Source organism: Chryseobacterium sp. WG14 (assembly GCF_024586945.1).
In the GTDB taxonomy this organism is placed as follows: Bacteria; Bacteroidota; Bacteroidia; order Flavobacteriales; family Weeksellaceae; genus Chryseobacterium.
In genome coordinates, this window is record NZ_JALCZD010000017.1 from 12,587 (window position 1) to 28,815 (window position 16,229).

17 protein-coding genes are annotated in these 16,229 nt (G+C 35.5%); 4 read left to right on the forward strand and 13 right to left on the reverse strand.

Translation table 11 applies throughout. The annotated features are described in order from the left end of the window. Positions 1-12: 12 nt before the first annotated feature. Together MP478_RS20870 and MP478_RS20875 are read left to right on the forward strand one after the other, a co-directional pair. A complete protein-coding gene (locus MP478_RS20870) occupies positions 13-729 on the forward strand; it encodes a carboxypeptidase-like regulatory domain-containing protein (RefSeq protein WP_257201541.1) in 717 nt (238 codons plus the stop codon). Positions 730-805: 76 nt separating this feature from the next. Then, positions 806-1,540, forward strand: a complete 735-nt coding sequence (locus MP478_RS20875) for an SIMPL domain-containing protein (protein WP_257201542.1) — start codon at positions 806-808, stop codon at positions 1,538-1,540. 80 nt (positions 1,541-1,620) lie between these two features. Here the strand turns inward: MP478_RS20875 and MP478_RS20880 are convergent, their stop codons facing one another. From MP478_RS20880 to MP478_RS20900, 5 genes are read right to left on the reverse strand one after another with little or no spacing between them, the layout of a single operon-like run. Then, positions 1,621-2,133 (reverse strand): GNAT family N-acetyltransferase, encoded by a 513-nt coding sequence (locus MP478_RS20880; RefSeq protein WP_257191953.1) that lies wholly within the window; start codon positions 2,131-2,133, stop codon positions 1,621-1,623. Positions 2,134-2,135: 2 nt separating this feature from the next. Then, positions 2,136-2,357 (reverse strand): PspC family transcriptional regulator, encoded by a 222-nt coding sequence (locus MP478_RS20885; RefSeq protein ID WP_047494723.1) that lies wholly within the window; start codon positions 2,355-2,357, stop codon positions 2,136-2,138. A gap of 1 nt (position 2,358) precedes the next feature. Next, positions 2,359-3,621: a DUF2851 family protein gene (locus MP478_RS20890; protein ID WP_257201543.1), complete on the reverse strand. Its 1,263-nt coding sequence runs from the start codon at positions 3,619-3,621 to the stop codon at positions 2,359-2,361. Between the two features lie 26 nt (positions 3,622-3,647). Next, entirely contained in the window at positions 3,648-4,796 is a 1,149-nt protein-coding gene (gene bshA / locus MP478_RS20895) for an N-acetyl-alpha-D-glucosaminyl L-malate synthase BshA (protein ID WP_257191957.1), read from the reverse strand. A gap of 4 nt (positions 4,797-4,800) precedes the next feature. Next, positions 4,801-6,513 carry a glycoside hydrolase family 3 protein gene (locus tag MP478_RS20900; protein ID WP_257201544.1) on the reverse strand — a complete coding sequence of 571 codons (1,713 nt, stop codon included), beginning with the start codon at positions 6,511-6,513 and terminating at the stop codon, positions 4,801-4,803. Positions 6,514-6,629: 116 nt separating this feature from the next. Between MP478_RS20900 and MP478_RS20905 the strand changes: the two genes are divergently transcribed. Continuing rightward, on the forward strand, positions 6,630-7,175 hold the full coding sequence (locus tag MP478_RS20905; protein ID WP_230041179.1) for a hypothetical protein: 546 nt from the start codon (positions 6,630-6,632) through the stop codon (positions 7,173-7,175). A gap of 231 nt (positions 7,176-7,406) precedes the next feature. Here MP478_RS20905 and ribA read toward each other — a convergent pair whose 3' ends face one another. From ribA to MP478_RS20945, 8 genes are all read right to left on the reverse strand, one after another. Then, positions 7,407-8,003, reverse strand: a complete 597-nt coding sequence (ribA, locus tag MP478_RS20910) for a GTP cyclohydrolase II (RefSeq protein WP_230041178.1) — start codon at positions 8,001-8,003, stop codon at positions 7,407-7,409. A 15-nt stretch (positions 8,004-8,018) separates the two neighbouring features. Continuing rightward, positions 8,019-8,480 carry a hypothetical protein gene (locus tag MP478_RS20915; protein ID WP_047494916.1) on the reverse strand — a complete coding sequence of 154 codons (462 nt, stop codon included), beginning with the start codon at positions 8,478-8,480 and terminating at the stop codon, positions 8,019-8,021. Then, on the reverse strand, positions 8,477-9,091 hold the full coding sequence (locus tag MP478_RS20920; protein ID WP_230041177.1) for a DUF4254 domain-containing protein: 615 nt from the start codon (positions 9,089-9,091) through the stop codon (positions 8,477-8,479). The genes MP478_RS20915 and MP478_RS20920 overlap by 4 nt, the downstream gene beginning before the upstream one ends. Before the next feature lie 15 nt (positions 9,092-9,106). Next, positions 9,107-9,319, reverse strand: a complete 213-nt coding sequence (locus tag MP478_RS20925) for a twin-arginine translocase TatA/TatE family subunit (protein WP_047494921.1) — start codon at positions 9,317-9,319, stop codon at positions 9,107-9,109. A 31-nt stretch (positions 9,320-9,350) separates the two neighbouring features. Then, a complete protein-coding gene (locus MP478_RS20930; protein ID WP_230041176.1) occupies positions 9,351-10,913 on the reverse strand; it encodes a murein hydrolase activator EnvC in 1,563 nt (520 codons plus the stop codon). Further along, complete coding sequence (locus MP478_RS20935) at positions 10,910-11,755, reverse strand: DUF4292 domain-containing protein (RefSeq protein WP_257201545.1); 846 nt, start codon at positions 11,753-11,755, stop codon at positions 10,910-10,912. Before MP478_RS20935 ends, MP478_RS20930 begins: the two co-directional genes overlap by 4 nt. 112 nt (positions 11,756-11,867) lie before the next feature. Then, positions 11,868-12,884: a sugar phosphate nucleotidyltransferase gene (locus MP478_RS20940; protein ID WP_257201546.1), complete on the reverse strand. Its 1,017-nt coding sequence runs from the start codon at positions 12,882-12,884 to the stop codon at positions 11,868-11,870. 146 nt (positions 12,885-13,030) lie between these two features. After that, positions 13,031-14,485, reverse strand: coding sequence for a lipopolysaccharide biosynthesis protein (locus tag MP478_RS20945; protein WP_257201547.1), 1,455 nt, complete (start codon positions 14,483-14,485; stop codon positions 13,031-13,033). A gap of 160 nt (positions 14,486-14,645) precedes the next feature. Between MP478_RS20945 and MP478_RS20950 the strand changes: the two genes are divergently transcribed. Beyond that, complete coding sequence (locus MP478_RS20950) at positions 14,646-15,983, forward strand: dihydroorotase (RefSeq protein ID WP_257201548.1); 1,338 nt, start codon at positions 14,646-14,648, stop codon at positions 15,981-15,983. Positions 15,984-16,229: the final 246 nt, after the last annotated feature.

Consider the following 16,229-nt stretch of genomic DNA (forward strand, 5'->3'; position numbering starts at 1 on the left):
TTTTCCCAACAAATGATAACAGGAAAAATTGTTGATGACAGTAATGAAGATGTAAGCGGAGTAACGATTATCAATATGTCTACCGATAAAAAAGTATATTCCAATTCATTGGGAATGTTTTCTATTGAAGCATCTTCGAATGATGAACTCAGATTTGTAAAGGAAGGTTTTAGAAGACAGTCTAAAAGAATTCTCACGGATGGAGTCAATTTTCAGTTGCTAATACAGCTTTTTCAGATTCCCAAAGAAATAGAAGAAGTAAAGATTGTAAAAAGACTGACGGGTGATCTTGAGCAGGATTCCAGAATTGTTGCTAAAGTGGATAAAGGGGAAATAGTTCGGGATGCAGTAGGTTTACCACAGCTTGTTGGAAAAATGAGGGAAAAGCCGGCAGAAGTGAAGCAGGTTCTGCTGCCTATACTTTTAGGAAACCTGAATGTTCAGGGAGCTTATGATCTGATAAGTGGCAAAGCACGAAAGCAAAAAAGACTGTACAGATATGATGATTTACAAGAGCACATTGCCTGGATTAGAGATAGAGTGGAAGATGACTATTTTACAAAAGCCGGAATTCCGGAAGATAGAATATCTGAATTTATAGAATTCTCATTCGTTACCAAACCTCAGGTGCGTACCTATGTAAAAGCGAAAAATCTATCGGGAGTTCTGCTGAGGCTGGAAGAAACTATTCCTTTGTATGTTGAGAGGCTAAAGAAGAGTGGTAAATAGTGTTAACAAAATCTTAAAATATTGGAATGGAAATTGATGCATTACTGATATAAAATAAATCAAATCCACAAATCTTATGAATAAAAATAATATTGCAGTAGCAATAGGGGCTTTAGGTTTTGTAATAGGGCTTGGCTTTTTAGGAAATGCCATCAAAAATAGAAATAAATCTGAAAATACAATCTCGGTTACAGGGTTGGGAACAAAACAGTTTGTTTCCGATCTTATTACCTGGTCCGGAAGTTTTTCCAAAAACAATATGGATCTTAAATCAGCGTATGATGAATTGGCTCTGGATAGAAAGGTGATCAATGATTATCTTCTTTCAAAAGGAATTAAACAGGCTGAAATTGTATTTTCATCGGTAGATATTCAAAAACAGTTTAGAAGTTATAATGACTCCAATGGCAATTATGTACAAGGCGAGTTTTCGGGTTATAACCTGACTCAAAAGGTTTCTATTGAAAGCAAGGAAGTAGCAAAAATTGAAAACCTTTCCAGAAATATTACCGAAATTATCAATCGTGGAATTGAATTTACCTCTTCTTCACCTTCTTATTTTTATACCAAGTTAGCTACTGTAAAGCAGGAAATGATTGCCAGTGCAACAAAAGATGCCAAAGAACGGGCCGAAAAAATTGCCGAGAACTCCGGCAGCAGCCTGGGGAACCTTAAGAAAGCAACAATGGGAGTTATTCAGATCACAGCTCCCAATTCCAATGAAGATTATTCATACGGAGGAACTTTCAATACTTCTTCCAAAGATAAAGAAGCCAGTATTACAATAAAACTGGAATATCAGGTGAATTAGAAACATCAGTTGCGGAAATCCTTTAGCAGTCTATAATCAACATAAAAATAAACGCCGGAAATATTCCGGCGTTTTATATGTTAAGGATATACAATATCACAAATTTCATTTTTCAACTCGTCTACATTCTCCGGAGCATAGTTGGCAAGCAGCCATAGATGTAAAGACTGTTTCCCTTCACCATAGCTGGGCTGTATGTGGTTGGTATCAATCAGACTGAAACGGTTTCGTTGATAGAAAGAATAACGGCGCTGAGCATCCTCACTCAATTCCGCAGGTTCGATTTCCAGAATGATTTTAGGGTAAGTCTCCAATAGATGTCCTATGATATGAGAACCCAGTTTTTTACTTCTGAATGTTTCAAAAACTTCAAAATGTTCTACGAAAACGAAAGAGCTCATTTTCCATAAGATGAGATAGCCAATGGCTTCAGATTCGTGAACAACAGACATTATTTTTGTCTGTGGGTTTGAAAATAGATCCAGAAACTGTTCTCTATCTCTTTGTTCGTCTATAGGAAACGTGCTGATATAAGAATTATAGATTTCCTGAACTCTATCATCCTCAGCATTAATAATCGGTAAAAATTCCATAATTATAAATCAAAAACGCTTGGTCTTCTTGTAATAAAAATATCTTTAATCCACAAAGTAAATGCCAATCCCAAATAAATAAGAAAGAAAAATCCGGCGGTAGCAAAAGTAGAGTAGATGAAGAAAACTCTTAATTTAGATACAGGTATTCCCAGTTTAGCGCCCGTTCTTGTAAGAACACCAAACCATTCTCTCTCCATTTTATGACGAATATTACTCAGCATTTCAAGATTCTTTTAGTAGTTTAAATCCAATACTGCAATTTAAGCAATTTTTTTCTTCGCAGAGATGTTTGTAGTGATAAATCAGGCTCTGGCTTTCCAAAGCATTTTTTATATGGAGACCCAGATTTTTCCATCCCGTTATCACGGAATTTTTCTCTGCTGTAATATGACTGTAGAATCCCAGAATTTCATCGGCTATTTCTTCATTATGATACCTGTGGTAGGCATATTTTACCGGAAGTACAGTATTTAAAATAAGGAGATCAATAAAATCCTTACTCAACATTTTTGGAGTAGGTTTTGAAATGGTTCCAAAATTGAAATGACAGTCCCAATATTCCGAAGCTTTTACAGACTGAAAAATCTCATAAAGCTGATCAGGATTTTTAATACTGATTATTTTTGAAAATAAATTCTGGTGTCTGTTGTAAAGATCAGCCAATTGAGAAAGTCGGATTGTTGGAAAGTTAGGAGGTCTTAATCTTAAAAACTTGGGATGTAGTTTTACATCGGATAGCATAAACTTGGCTTTAAGAAAATCAAATTCTCTTTTCCATATTTTCATCTGTCCGTCCAAAGGAACATCAAGCCATCCGGAAACTCCGAAGAATAAAGCTTCAAGCTGCAAATGATTCTGCCGGATTTTATTAATGATACTGAAATCAATACTTTCTGCAATTTGTCTGAAAATATAAGCATTCACTTTTAATCCAAAAGAATAGGCAAGGCTGTGGAATAAAACGGCTTCGAAATTATTTTTATAATGCGATAAGCTATGCTCAAGCTCAAGGGACTTTTCGTCCAGTTTTTTCAGAATATTTCCTTCATGAAAATGAACAGGGATCTTGTTGCGGTCAAAAATTTTTTCACAGGCTATGAACTGGTTGCCATCAATGAATTTTTCATACTTACCTATTATATTTTCATCAATATAGCTGCTCAGCTCTAAGGTAGGGACGTTTTTGTCAGTATGTTCACTGATTTCCAGGTCATGCTGGAAAACAACATGAAGTATGATATTCTGGTAATTGGGATCTGGAGAGTGGTTATGGAAAATCCAGTCAGATGAGCGGACGTGAAGTTCTATATTCCCGGCTATAACCAAGCCATTAGTCTTGATTTTGGCATCCAGAAAATCGGGACCTGCATCTTTATTCCACTTTCCAAAATTGATGATTTCAACGGAATTTCCTTCAATATCCTTGAAGTCAAAATTATTGAAAACCTTATAGTTCCAAAGATATTGAAGTAGTTTTTCCGTCATAAGTGACGATAAATATAATAGAAATATTATACTTTCGTCAGCTCTTTCTTAAAATTTTCTATAGTTGTTCTATACATTTCTTCATATATAGGAAGAATGTTTTTTAAATCGAATTTTATAGCCTGTTCTTTCGCATTTTCCTTCATTTGTGTTAAAAGCTGATCATTACTCAATAATTTGATCGTATAGTTGCTCATAGCCTCTACATTTCCGATTTCTGCTAAATAACCGGTTTCACCCTGAATATTTACTTCAGGAATTCCACCTGCATTGGAGCTGATTACAGGAGTGTAGGCGGCCATGGCTTCAAGAGCTGCCAAACCAAAGCTTTCCTGCTCCGAAGGAAGTAAAAATACATCTGAAAGCTGTAATATTTTATAAAGGTCATTTACTTTACCTAAAAGGCGTATTTTGGAGATAAGATCAGGATTTTCTTCCAGGAACTGGTTTACTTTTTCCATATCAGGACCTTCCCCAATGATGATCAGTTTTGATTTTACCTTTTTATTTACGTTTTTAAAGATCTGAAGTACCTCTTCTACACGTTTTACCGGACGTAGGTTTGAAACATGGATCAGTATTTTTTCATCCGGATTCGCAAACTGTGTTCTTTGGCATTCCGAACAGTCATCAAATTCAGAATTATCAATAAAATTGGTAATAACCTGTATCTGTTTTTTAATATTAAAAAACTGAAGAGTGTCCTTTTTCAGACTTTCGGAAACCGAGGTAATAGCGTCGGATTGATTGATCGAAAACTCTACAGCATGTTTATAACTCGGATGCTGGCCCACAAGGGTTATATCTGTTCCGTGAAGGGTTGTTACCAATGGAATATCATTATTATCCTCACGAAGCATTTGCTTAGCGGTAAAAGCTGCATAGGCATAAGGAATAGCATAATGAGCGTGAAGCAAGTCGAGCTTATAAAGATTGACAACCCGGTAGATCATAGAACTTAGCGCAATATCATAAGGCTGATATTGGAAAAGGGGATAGGTTTGAACATTTACCCTATGAAAGAAAATATTGGGATTGGTAATATCTAATCTTGCAGGAAGTGCAGAACTGATAAAATGTACTTCATAGCCTTTATTGGCAAGTGACATTCCCAGCTCTGTTGCTACAATTCCGCTTCCACCATATGTTGGATAGCAAAGTATGCCTATTTTCATTGGATTATTGTTGTTTTGATGTTGTTAAAGATAAAGTAGGGTTAAGATCTATACCCATTCCTGGTTTTAATTGGTCATTGACCAGTACAGGAAGTCTTCCCCATATTTTTGTTTTTCCGTTCAAAGCATCGGCTGCTGCATTCATAGAATCATCATTGTTTTCATAAGAAACAAGAACCGTAGATACCTTTGAAATATCAATGTCTTTTAAAGCATAAGCACTTCCAAATACATTGAGGATTACACGTTGATTTTTTGTGAGGTCAGCAAGAACTTTTTTTGATTCTGCCGATATTTTGTAAGGCTTATAAGCCGTAGAATTGTCCTTATGGAAACCTACAACTACAGTAGAACCTGCCGGAATTGTATTGATTTCGCTTGCCTTTTTTATAATAAGATTCGATCCTATTCTATTGGCAAAAGTTTGGTAAGGAGCTTCTTCCAGCGGAACATAATAAATTTGTTTTCCGGTGACAGGAAGAAGTTTTTGATCATCTTTTAATAAAGTTAATGCATTGGAATATAAATTCTGAACTAGCGTTTTGTGAGAATCATTATTCAGATCAGCATTGATGTTATCAGGACTTTTGGGAGTGTATTGAGTCAGTCCTAAAAAATATTTTGTAAGTAAAATCTTTTTTACACTTTCTTCCACTCTGGATTGAGGGATTTCTCCTTTATCTATGGCTTTCTGAATCAGTTTTTTTCCTTCTGAAACACCCTGTGAAAAGAGCATAATATCATTTCCTGCACTGAATGCCATTGCATCCAGTTCTCCCGGTTTATATTTATTGGCTACAGCACCCATATTGAGGGCATCTGTGATGATTAATCCTTTATAGCCTAATTGGTCTTTCAATAAACCTGTAATGATATTTTTAGAAACAGAAGCAGGAATTCCTTTTCCTGATTCTAAACTCGGAACATACAAATGAGCAACCATCACACCGCCGATTCCTTTATCCATTAATGCTTTGAATGGTGCTAATTCTATAGTATTAAGCCTGCTGAGGTTATGCGAGACAACCGGAAGATCAAGGTGTGAATCCGTATTGGTATCTCCATGCCCCGGAAAATGTTTGATTGCTGCTAATATATTGTTATCCTGAAGACCATTAGAATAAGATAAAGCAGATCCAATCACATTATTGACTTCTGATCCAAAGCTTCTGTTACCAATGATAGGATTGTCCGGATTTGTATTGACATCCACTACCGGAGCAAAATCCCAGTTAATCCCCATCCTGTGGCAATCTTCTGCAATTTTTGCAGACATCTGGTAAATTAAATTTTTATCCTGTATTGCTCCTAATGTCATAGCCCAAGGAAATTTGTGGGCGGTTGCAATTCTTTGGAACAGCCCCCATTCAGCATCCATTCCGATCATTAACGGAACTTTGGACTTTTGCTGAAATTCATTGACAAGGCTGATTTCTCTGGCTGCATCGTCCTGCATTAAAATCAAACCCCCTATTTTATCGCCTGTAACAATATTTCTTACCTGATTGATATAGTCTTCTCCTTTATTCGTATATAATGCAACAATAAAGAGTTGTCCCAGCTTTTCATCCTGAGAAAGATTTTTATACGTTTTTTCCACCCATTGCTGTGCCTTTTTCAAATCTTCCGGAGATGCGTTTTTAGGCTGATACTGAGCTTTAATCTTTGGGCTTATCAGAGCAACAATAAAGAGTGAAGTATATACTATTTTCTTCATGACTTTTTGAATAAGAACAAAAATACAATTAAAAAAACGACGAAAACAATGTTTTTTTAATTTTTGGTATATGATTTGAATACGCAATATAAATAATAACTAAACTTTAAATAGAAATGAAAAAAATTCTTCCATTTATATTACTAGCCGGAATTGGGTTTTTGTCTTACAGCTGTGATAACAAAGATGATGTTGTCGTACAAAATACTGCCAATGCCCAGATAAAAGATGTTACAGGTACATTTAACAGCAGTAATAATTTTGCATTCAAACAAGGTATTGCTATTCAGAATACGGATGTCGTGTTGGTGTATAGAGATGCCGGAGGTGCATGGCAGCAGATTCCTAAGACTGTAGTTTTAGATAATGTAACGGGTATGCCTACCAACAGGGTATTTGAATATAATTTTGTTTTCGATACTCAGAATGTACAAGTAAGAGTAGAAAATGAAAATTTTGATTTAACCAATGGTACAACTTCCGGTGAGAAAAATGACTGGTTAAATAATCAAAGATTCAGAATTGTATTAGTTCCTGCTGTTTCAGGAAATAATCTGAAATCAGCGAATGCTACTCCACCTGTAGATTATAGCGATTATAACGCTGTGGTAAAATATTACAATCTTAATGATTCTAATGTTTCATCTACAAGAGTAAATTAAGAAATATCTTTTCAGTTTTTTATAATTAAAGAAAGCTCCGGGAGAAATTCCGGGGCTTTTGATTTATATAAAAGGAGAATCAACTGTAATAGGATGAAGCCATTCTATAACTATTTCTTTTTTGTTGGCAGAAAGCACTTCAAAAAAGGTACAGAGCCTCATGTGATGAAACCAAGGTATGTATTAGAAAATAAAAAAGCTTCAGATAAGAATCTGAAGCCTGTTTATGTATTAATTATCATTGTCATCCAGAAGATGTCCAAAGAAATCTTTTTTAGTCTGTAGATAACCTTTACTTATTTCGTTAGCCGGAATTTGTAAAGGAATCCGCGAATTAAGGTGAATATTACTGTCTACTACATATTTTACCTTTTCAGGGTTATTGGTAAGCAGGTTGATGTCTTTTACGCCCAATAAATTAAGGATTTCAATAGCTACTCCGAAATTTCTGTCATCAGCAGGAAGTCCTAATTCAAGGTTGGCCTGAACGGTGTCAAGACCTTTTTCCTGTAGTGAGTAAGCCTTTAGTTTATTGATTATTCCAATATTTCTGCCTTCCTGACGAAGATAGACAATAATTCCTCCATTTTCATGGGTATATTTCATAGCGGCGTCTAATTGCTGGCCGCATTCACATTTTTTTGAATGGAAAACTTCTCCTGTAATACATTCTGAATGGAAACGCACATTAACAGGTTTTGAAAAATCTGTGTTTTCTGCGATAATAGCCATGTGAGGCATCCAGTCGTTTTCATTTTCAGAGAAAGCTATCATTCGGAAATTGCCGTGTTCTGTAGGAACATTGGCCTCCGCCTGAGTTTTAATCATTAATAGTTAATTGTTTTAACTTCCTGGTAAAGCATCTTCAATCACAGAAATATTGGTTTTTAAACGAACCAGGTATCTGTTGAGAACCTCATCATCATCTCTATCAAGATTTTGTCTTTGCTTTTGTATTTTCTTATATGATTTTTCGAAGCTTTTAAGGGCTCTGCTCTTTCCGGCAGAATTGTTGGCATCAATAGCATATAAATAATTCTGAAGGCTGTATTTCAAGCTTGTTATTTCATCATTCAACCCATTACTTTTAAATTTAGGAAAGGTTGAAATTATATTTGAAATTTCAGAAGCGTTTATATTTTCCTTGATATTGATGTTGAAACTCTTTTTTGAGCCTCTGTCCGAATCAGAACCTTTTGTTTCACTATAAAAATTATTCGACAGCGGGGAAAGGTTAAGTTTTTCCGTTGCGCAGGAAGAAGTTATTATTATAATTAGTACTCCAAAAAAAAATCGTTTTTTCATTTCTGTTGCCCTTTTTGATAAAGGATTGGATTAAGACTTTCATCGTTATACATTTTCATTTGTTTGTAAACTTTCATCTTAATATTACCGTTTTCAATGTCAGCAAGCAACTGATCTATGGAAGTTGATAGATCTTCTTTCTGAGTAAGCAATATATCCAGTTTGGCCTGGCAATTTTTTCGATGCTCATCAGAAGCAGATTCTCTATTCGCTTCCAGTGACATATGATAAACCTTTAGTGCAAGAATTGATAATCTGTCTACTGCCCAAGCGGGAGTTTCGGTATTTATTTTTGCTTCAGGTTTAGGAGTTATATTTTCAAATTTTCTAAGGAACCAACTGTCAATATATTCTACCAGATCAGTTCTTTTCTGATTGGAGGCGTCTATTGTTCTCTTCAATTGAAGGGCTTCAGCCGGATCGATATTTTCATCTCTAATTATATCTTCCAAATGCCATTGAACGGTATCAATCCAGTTCTTTGCATACAAAATCCGTTCCAAACTATCTATTTCGAACGGGTTATTAATTAGAGAGTTAACGTTATCAGACACGTGATAGTCTTCAATACATTGATTGAAGACTTTCCATGCAGTCTCAGTGAAATTCATTAATCGTAAGGAATATTAGTTACTGGAAGAATTATTGTTTGTAGAAGAAGTTTTATTTTCAGAACCTGGTTTATCTTCTTCTTTTACCGCATCTTTAAATTCTTTGATTCCTGAACCTACTCCTCTCATTAATTCCGGAATTTTCTTTCCTCCAAATAGTAATACCAAAAGTACTGCTACGATAAGGATATGTTGCCAAGATAAGGCTAGTATTGTTATTGTATTCATCTCTTAAAATTTTTACAAAGTTAAGCTTTTTTTAATATGAAATCCAACCTAATGGATCAACGGGTGTACTTCCGTTCCATACTTGGAAATCAAGGGTATAGGAACCGTCGAAATCCTGAGCTACTGTTCCTACAGGAGTGCCTGAAGAAACCTGCTGCCCTTTGGAAACACTTACATTTCCTAAGTTGGAATAAATAGTAAAATAGCTTCCGTGTTTTACAATAACAGTTTTGGTTCCATCATTGTTTGCCAGTACTGAAGATACTGACCCTGGGTACACAGATTTAGCGCGTGTACCTGAAGGAACAGAAATTTTTATTCCATTATTTTCTTCGGTAATATTTTTGAAAACAGGGTGAGGCTGTCTTCCAAAACGGTGGGTAATTTGCCCGGCTCTGTCTGCAGGATAACCCAGTCTTCCTCTGTTATCGGCAAAACTGCTTCCCGAAGAAGTAGTTACCCCATAACTTGTCATTGCCTTTGTTTCTGCAGCTTTTTTATCTTCTTCTTTTTTCTTGGTAAGAGCAGCTTCTGCTGCTTTTGCTGCTATTAGCTTATTGGCAGCTTCTCTTGATCTGGCAGCTGCTTCATCCGATGCTTTTTTAGCGGCTAATCTTTTGGCTTCATCTCTTGCGCTGGCTTCTACTTTCGCTGCCTCTTCATTACGTTTTCTTTCTTCTTCAGCTCTTCTAGCCGCTAGCTCAGCAGCTCTTTTTGCTTCTGCCTCTGCCAATCTTCTTTCTCTTTCCAGGGCTTCAGCTCTGGCTTTAGCTTCAGCTTCAATTCTGGCCTTCTCTCTTTCTGCAGCAAGTTTGGCCAAACGGATTTTTTCAGCTTCAGCTTTTCTTCTTGCTTCTTCCTCTGCTTTTGCTATTCTTATTTCTTCAGCAATAATTGCTCTGATCTGTCCTTCCAGAGCTTTAGACTGAACTTGTTTTTGTTTAAGTTCAACCGTAAGTTTCGACTCGTTCTTTTTGAATTCAGTAACGAGCTGTTCTTTTTGTGCTCTTTCTGCATTAATTGTAGCAAGATCTTTCTGCTGGTTAATCAACAGATTTTCTTTTGCTTTTACGGAGTTTTGCCTTTGTGCAATTGTTTTTTTGATCAGATTGGCTGCATCAGTAATCTCATTAGCTTTCTTATCCTGGTAATCGGAATATTGTTTCAGATACTGTACTCTACGTATAGCTTCTCCCAAATTCTTGGAAGAAAGAATAAAGGTTACCTTATTTTGTACCCCTTTGTTTTTATAAGCATTTACAAGAACTTCAGCATAGTTTTTTCTTAAAACTGCCAATTCCTTATTCTGACGATTGATCTCCAGCTGACGCAGGTAGATATCATCCTCAATAAATCTTTTCTCTTTCTGGGTATTATTGTAAACCTTTTCTCTTAAAACCAACTTTTGATTAACATTGGTGAGGTAGGCTAAAGAAAGCTTAGATTCGCTTCGGGTTTTCGCTAAATCTGAATTTATTTGTGCAATTTGTTTTTTAAGTTCGGCATTTTGTTTTTGCAGCTGTTCTTTATTCTGCTGTCCCAGGTGCAGTCCGAACACCAAAATACCTATTAAAAAGCTAAATTTTTTAATCATTTAATCTCAATTTTCTTATAACTGGAGGGTACAGAATAAGCTGTTTCCATCCTCGAAAAGTCAAATTTCGTATTTTCCATTAAAATCTGACTAGATTTTGAGCCTTTTATAATTATTTTAACATTTTTTGGAAGACGTATTCCTTCATATTCATTCCAGTCACTGTAAGAAATTTCAAGCTCATCCGGAGATAAAACATCTTTAAGGTTTACACTGAGTAAGTCATAATTCGTGTCATATTGCAGGACGATTTTATACTCCCTGTTTTTTTCGTCAGTAACAATTTTTTGATTGACCTTTGAGGTCATTTTATATCCCTGCGCATTTTGAGTGAGGGTAAATTGTGAATCACTGATCTTTACAAAAGTTCTGCCCATCAATATTTTCTCCAGAGACTTATAGTCGATGAAATTAACGTTCAGCAGATTATTGAGATAGTCAAAATCAGAATCAATATAGACCTTGTTTACTTTGTCCTGACCTTTTATGCCTTCAGGAGTGGCAATTCCTCTTGCCACATTCAGGAATACAGCTCTTAAGTTCATCCATACTTTTTTATCATTTTCAATATAGACAGTTGCATCCAGGGTAGGAATAAAACTTCCGGTTTCTACACGTACTTTACTGTCAATCTTAATCTGCTCAAATTTTGGCGGGATTAATACATGCTCAAAGAAAGTGAGTTTATCGCTCACCGGTTCATTTACATCTTTTGGATTTTTATTATTTTCTGCAGCGGTAATGCTGTCCTGTGGATTGCCATTATTATCTTTAATGGCATTTCTTGTTTTACAGGATGATAAGGCAAGAAGTAATAAAAGGAGTGGGATCCAATTTTTCATGTATTTATCTTTTCAATTAAAAAATACGTTGCAATATTAACGCCAAACCACACAAGATGTTTTGTGTGGTTTGATGATATTATATTTTAGGGTAAATAATTTCTGATCTTATTTATTTGGATAGAAAATCTAAAACAGAATAATCTCCCAAAGAAATTTCTCTTGCTACACCGAAATACTGTGCAGAATTACCAATCATGGAATTCGAAAGATTCCCATGGTTGATTTTAGTGTTCTCCTGAATAAGAGAGTGTTCAATATTTGAGTTTACAATTTCAGTATTGTTTCCTAATGAAACACCAGGTCCTATTTTAGAATTAGAAATTTTCACATTCTCTCCAATAAAGCAAGGCGGAATAATCAATGAGTTTTCAATAGTTGCGGAAGCCGGGTGGTGTGACATTTCCTCCGTTTCATACGCTAGAATTTTACTGTTGGTTTCTACCGTAGCATTCTTATTTCCACAGTCCATCCAGTCGTTTACCTTTCCTAAAGTAAACTTGGCACCTTTTGCTCTAAGGTTTTCCAGAGCTGTAGTCAGCTGATATTCTCCACCATTTTTAATATCATTATCCATGATATAATTGATCTCATTCATTAGCTTTTCAGCACTGTTGAAGTAATAGATACCAATAATGGCAAGATCTGAAACAAAAGTTTGGGGCTTTTCAACAAAATCAGTGATAAATCCATAGTTGTCTAGCTTTACAACGCCAAATGCAGCTGGATCTTCTACGCTTTTCACCCAGATTACACCGTCTGAATTTTTATCCAGCTGGAAATCTGCGCGGAAAAGTGTATCTGCAAATGCAATCACGACATCTCCCTGCATAGACTGTTCAGCACATTTAATAGCATGGGCTGTTCCCAGAGGGTCATTCTGGTAGTATATACTTCCTTTTGCTCCCAGCTTTTCAGCAATCTGAATAAGAGACTTTTCGATCTCAGGACCAAAATCTCCGATGATAAAAGCTACTTCTTCAATATCTTCTCCTGCTACCTTAGCAATATCTTCTACCAATCTCTGTACAATAGGTTTTCCTGCAATAGGAATAAGAGGTTTTGGAACAGTCAGTGTATGTGGACGTAATCTGGAACCACGCCCAGCCATTGGAACAATAATTTTCATAAATTATATAAGTAAGTTTGTTTAAGTTTATTCCTTTTGTTAAAGATACTATTAAAACGCTTATTAAAACGTAATAACTATCATCTTTAGCAGTCTGTTTAATTGTATATGATAAGCTTGCTAAGCATCAAATTAGAGACCAAATTCTAAGATCTTTTTATAATTTTTAATAAAATAGCTTTTTCTTTGAAAGCTACCAGACAAAGAAACAGGATTAAAAATAAGTTTCCTACCAGATAGTTGGTTCTGAAATAATAAAAAGAAACTAATGAAAATGTAATAGTAAAAATAAGATACGTTAATATTTTTCCTGTATTATAATGGATTGGGTATTGTTTTTGCCCCCATATATAGGAAATAATCATCATTGACATAAAGGTTATCAGAGCAGCCATTGCACTGGCCCAATATCCATACTGAGGAATGAATAAGAAATTGATAAGAATGGTAATAACGGCACCCATTACTGAAATATACAATCCTACCCGTGTCTGGTCTGATAGTTTATACCATATCGACAGGTTAAGGTAAATTCCTAAAAACAGAGCTCCCAACATTACAAAAGGAATAATTTCAATTCCTTCATAATAGAGAGGGTTTCTTAAATATTTTTCTGATATCCATTGAAGGTTAACCATGAGCCCCATATAAATAATACAGCTGCAAATGACAAAAACATCCATCAATACAGCATAGGTCTTATGGGAATCTTTATTCTTAAAACTTGAAAAGAAATAAGGTTCAATACCCAATTGGTAAGCCTGCCTAAAGACAGTAATGAAGGTTGCTATTTTATATACAGCTCCATAAACACCTATTTGATGACGGGCTTCTTCTTCAGGAAGCAGATATTTTAAAAATTGTCTGTCCAAAGTCTGATTAACAATACCCGCAAGCCCTGCAATCATGACCGGCCATGAATAATTCATAATTCTTTTCCATAAATTGAAATCGAATTTTGAGATGCTGAAACTGAAAAATTCTTTTCCTACGATTAAAAGAGTAATAATACTTTGAATGAGGTTTGCTATAAAAACATAACCAACGCCAAATTCAGGATTGTATTTTAGACCTAGTATTCCTTCAGGATGATTAGGAAGCCATCTGATAAAGAATAATACCAATAGGAAGTATACTGAAGAACCCGCTACCTTAGACAGCATATATTTAAAAGGTTTCCCTTGAAGCCTCAATATAGCTGAGGGAATAGTAGAAAATGCATCTAATGAGAGGATGAAAAGGAATATAATAAGATAGTTGACCTGATCGGGGGTTTCAAAGGCTTCTGCTAGCTGGTATCTGAAGACATATCCTAGAATAAGATAGATGAGCCCCATACTAATGATACTCACCGAACAGGTAGAAATCAATGTTTTCTTGTCGATATTATCTTCCTGTGCAAACCGGAAGAAGGAAGTTTCCATACCATGAGTAAGTAATACTGTAATTACTCCTGCAATGGAATACCAGTCTACAAATGGTGATGAAGCAGCAGGCCCGAATGCTTTTGTAACAATTGGGGCAATGATAAAGGGGAAAATGCGAACCAATACGGAGCTAAGCCCATATACAGCTGTCTGCCCAAATAATTTCTTATACAATTCGAAAAATTTTATGCAAATGTAAATATTAGAAATTGATTTTTTAGAAGTGATATTAAAAATTCATTCATAAACCTTAATTTTGCTTACAATGAAATAGAATGGATTTGTTATAATCTGATTTCTAAATATCTCTAACATCTAATTTCTAAAAGAGTAAATGAAAACCCTTATCAAAAACGTAAAAATCGTCAACGAAGGCAAAGTCTTTGAAAGCGATATCTTAATAGAAAATGATCTAATCTCTAAAATAGGCACTGATATTTCTGACGAGGCAGATCAGGTCATTGACGGTTCAGGAAAACATCTTCTTCCGGGCGTTATTGATGATCAGGTTCATTTTCGTGATCCGGGGCTGACTCATAAAGGAGATATAGAAAGTGAATCAAGAGCAGCTATTGCCGGTGGAATAACGAGTTTTATCGATCAGCCGAATACCGTTCCCAATGCTGTTACACAGGAATTATTAGCCGATAAATATGAAATTGCCTCTCAGAAAGCTTATGCTAACTATGGTTTCATGATGGGAGGAACTAATGATAATCTTGAAGAGGTTTTAAAAACCAATCCCCGAAATGTTCCGGGAATTAAGTTATTCTTAGGCTCATCCACAGGAAATATGCTGGTTGATAATCCTGAAACCCTGGAAAATATTTTCAGCAATACAAAAATGCTTATTGCTGTTCATTGTGAAGATGAAGCTACCATCAAAGCTAATACACAAAAGTATTTGGATGAATATGGAGAGGACATTCCTGTAAAATTTCATTACTTGATAAGAAGTGAGGAAGCTTGTTATAAGTCTTCTTCAAAAGCCGTTGAACTGGCACAGAAAACGGGAGCGAGGCTTCATGTATTCCATCTTTCAACAGCTAAGGAAATGAGTCTTTTCAGAAATGATATTCCATTGAAAGAAAAGAAAATTACCGCTGAGGTATGTGTTCATCATTTAACCTTTACCAATGAAGATTATGAAACGAGAGGAGGCTTGATTAAATGGAATCCTGCTGTAAAAACACAAAAAGACAAAGATGGCCTTTGGGAAGCTTTATTGGATGGCAGAATTGATGTGATTGCTACCGATCACGCCCCACACACTGCAGAAGAAAAACAGAATGTATATACAAAATGCCCTTCAGGAGCCCCTTTGGTACAACATTCATTAGTAGTGATGCTGGAGAACTACAGAAATGGTAAAATTTCTCTTGAACAGATTGTTGAAAAAATGTGCCACAATCCCGCTATCCTTTTCAGAGTTGAGAAGAGAGGCTTTGTGAAAGAAGGCTATAAAGCAGACCTGGTGCTGGTGGACCTGGACGAAAACTGGACGGTTGCCAAAGATAATTTATTGTACAAATGTGGCTGGAGCCCATTGGAAGGGATGAATTTCCATTCTAAGGTAACGCATACTTTTGTAAATGGACATTTGGTATATGATCACGGAAAAATTGCAGAAGAAAAGTTTGGAGAGCGTTTGCTTTTTGAAGTTCAGGAGTAACAAAATAAAAGATAAAACTGTAAAATCTTAAATTTGCTTTTGTAGCTATGCTGTAAAAGATATTTAGTAACAAGTATATTAATAGGAGCGGGCTTTTAGCCCGCTTTTTAATTTTAGAATATCCATTGGCTTTAGCCAAAACCTGCTAGAGACCAGAATATAAATCAAAAAAAACTGCCAAATGCAGTTTTTTTTCTTACAGAGTAAGTCTGTGTACTTTTTACAGTCATCTACTCAGTTCGTTTA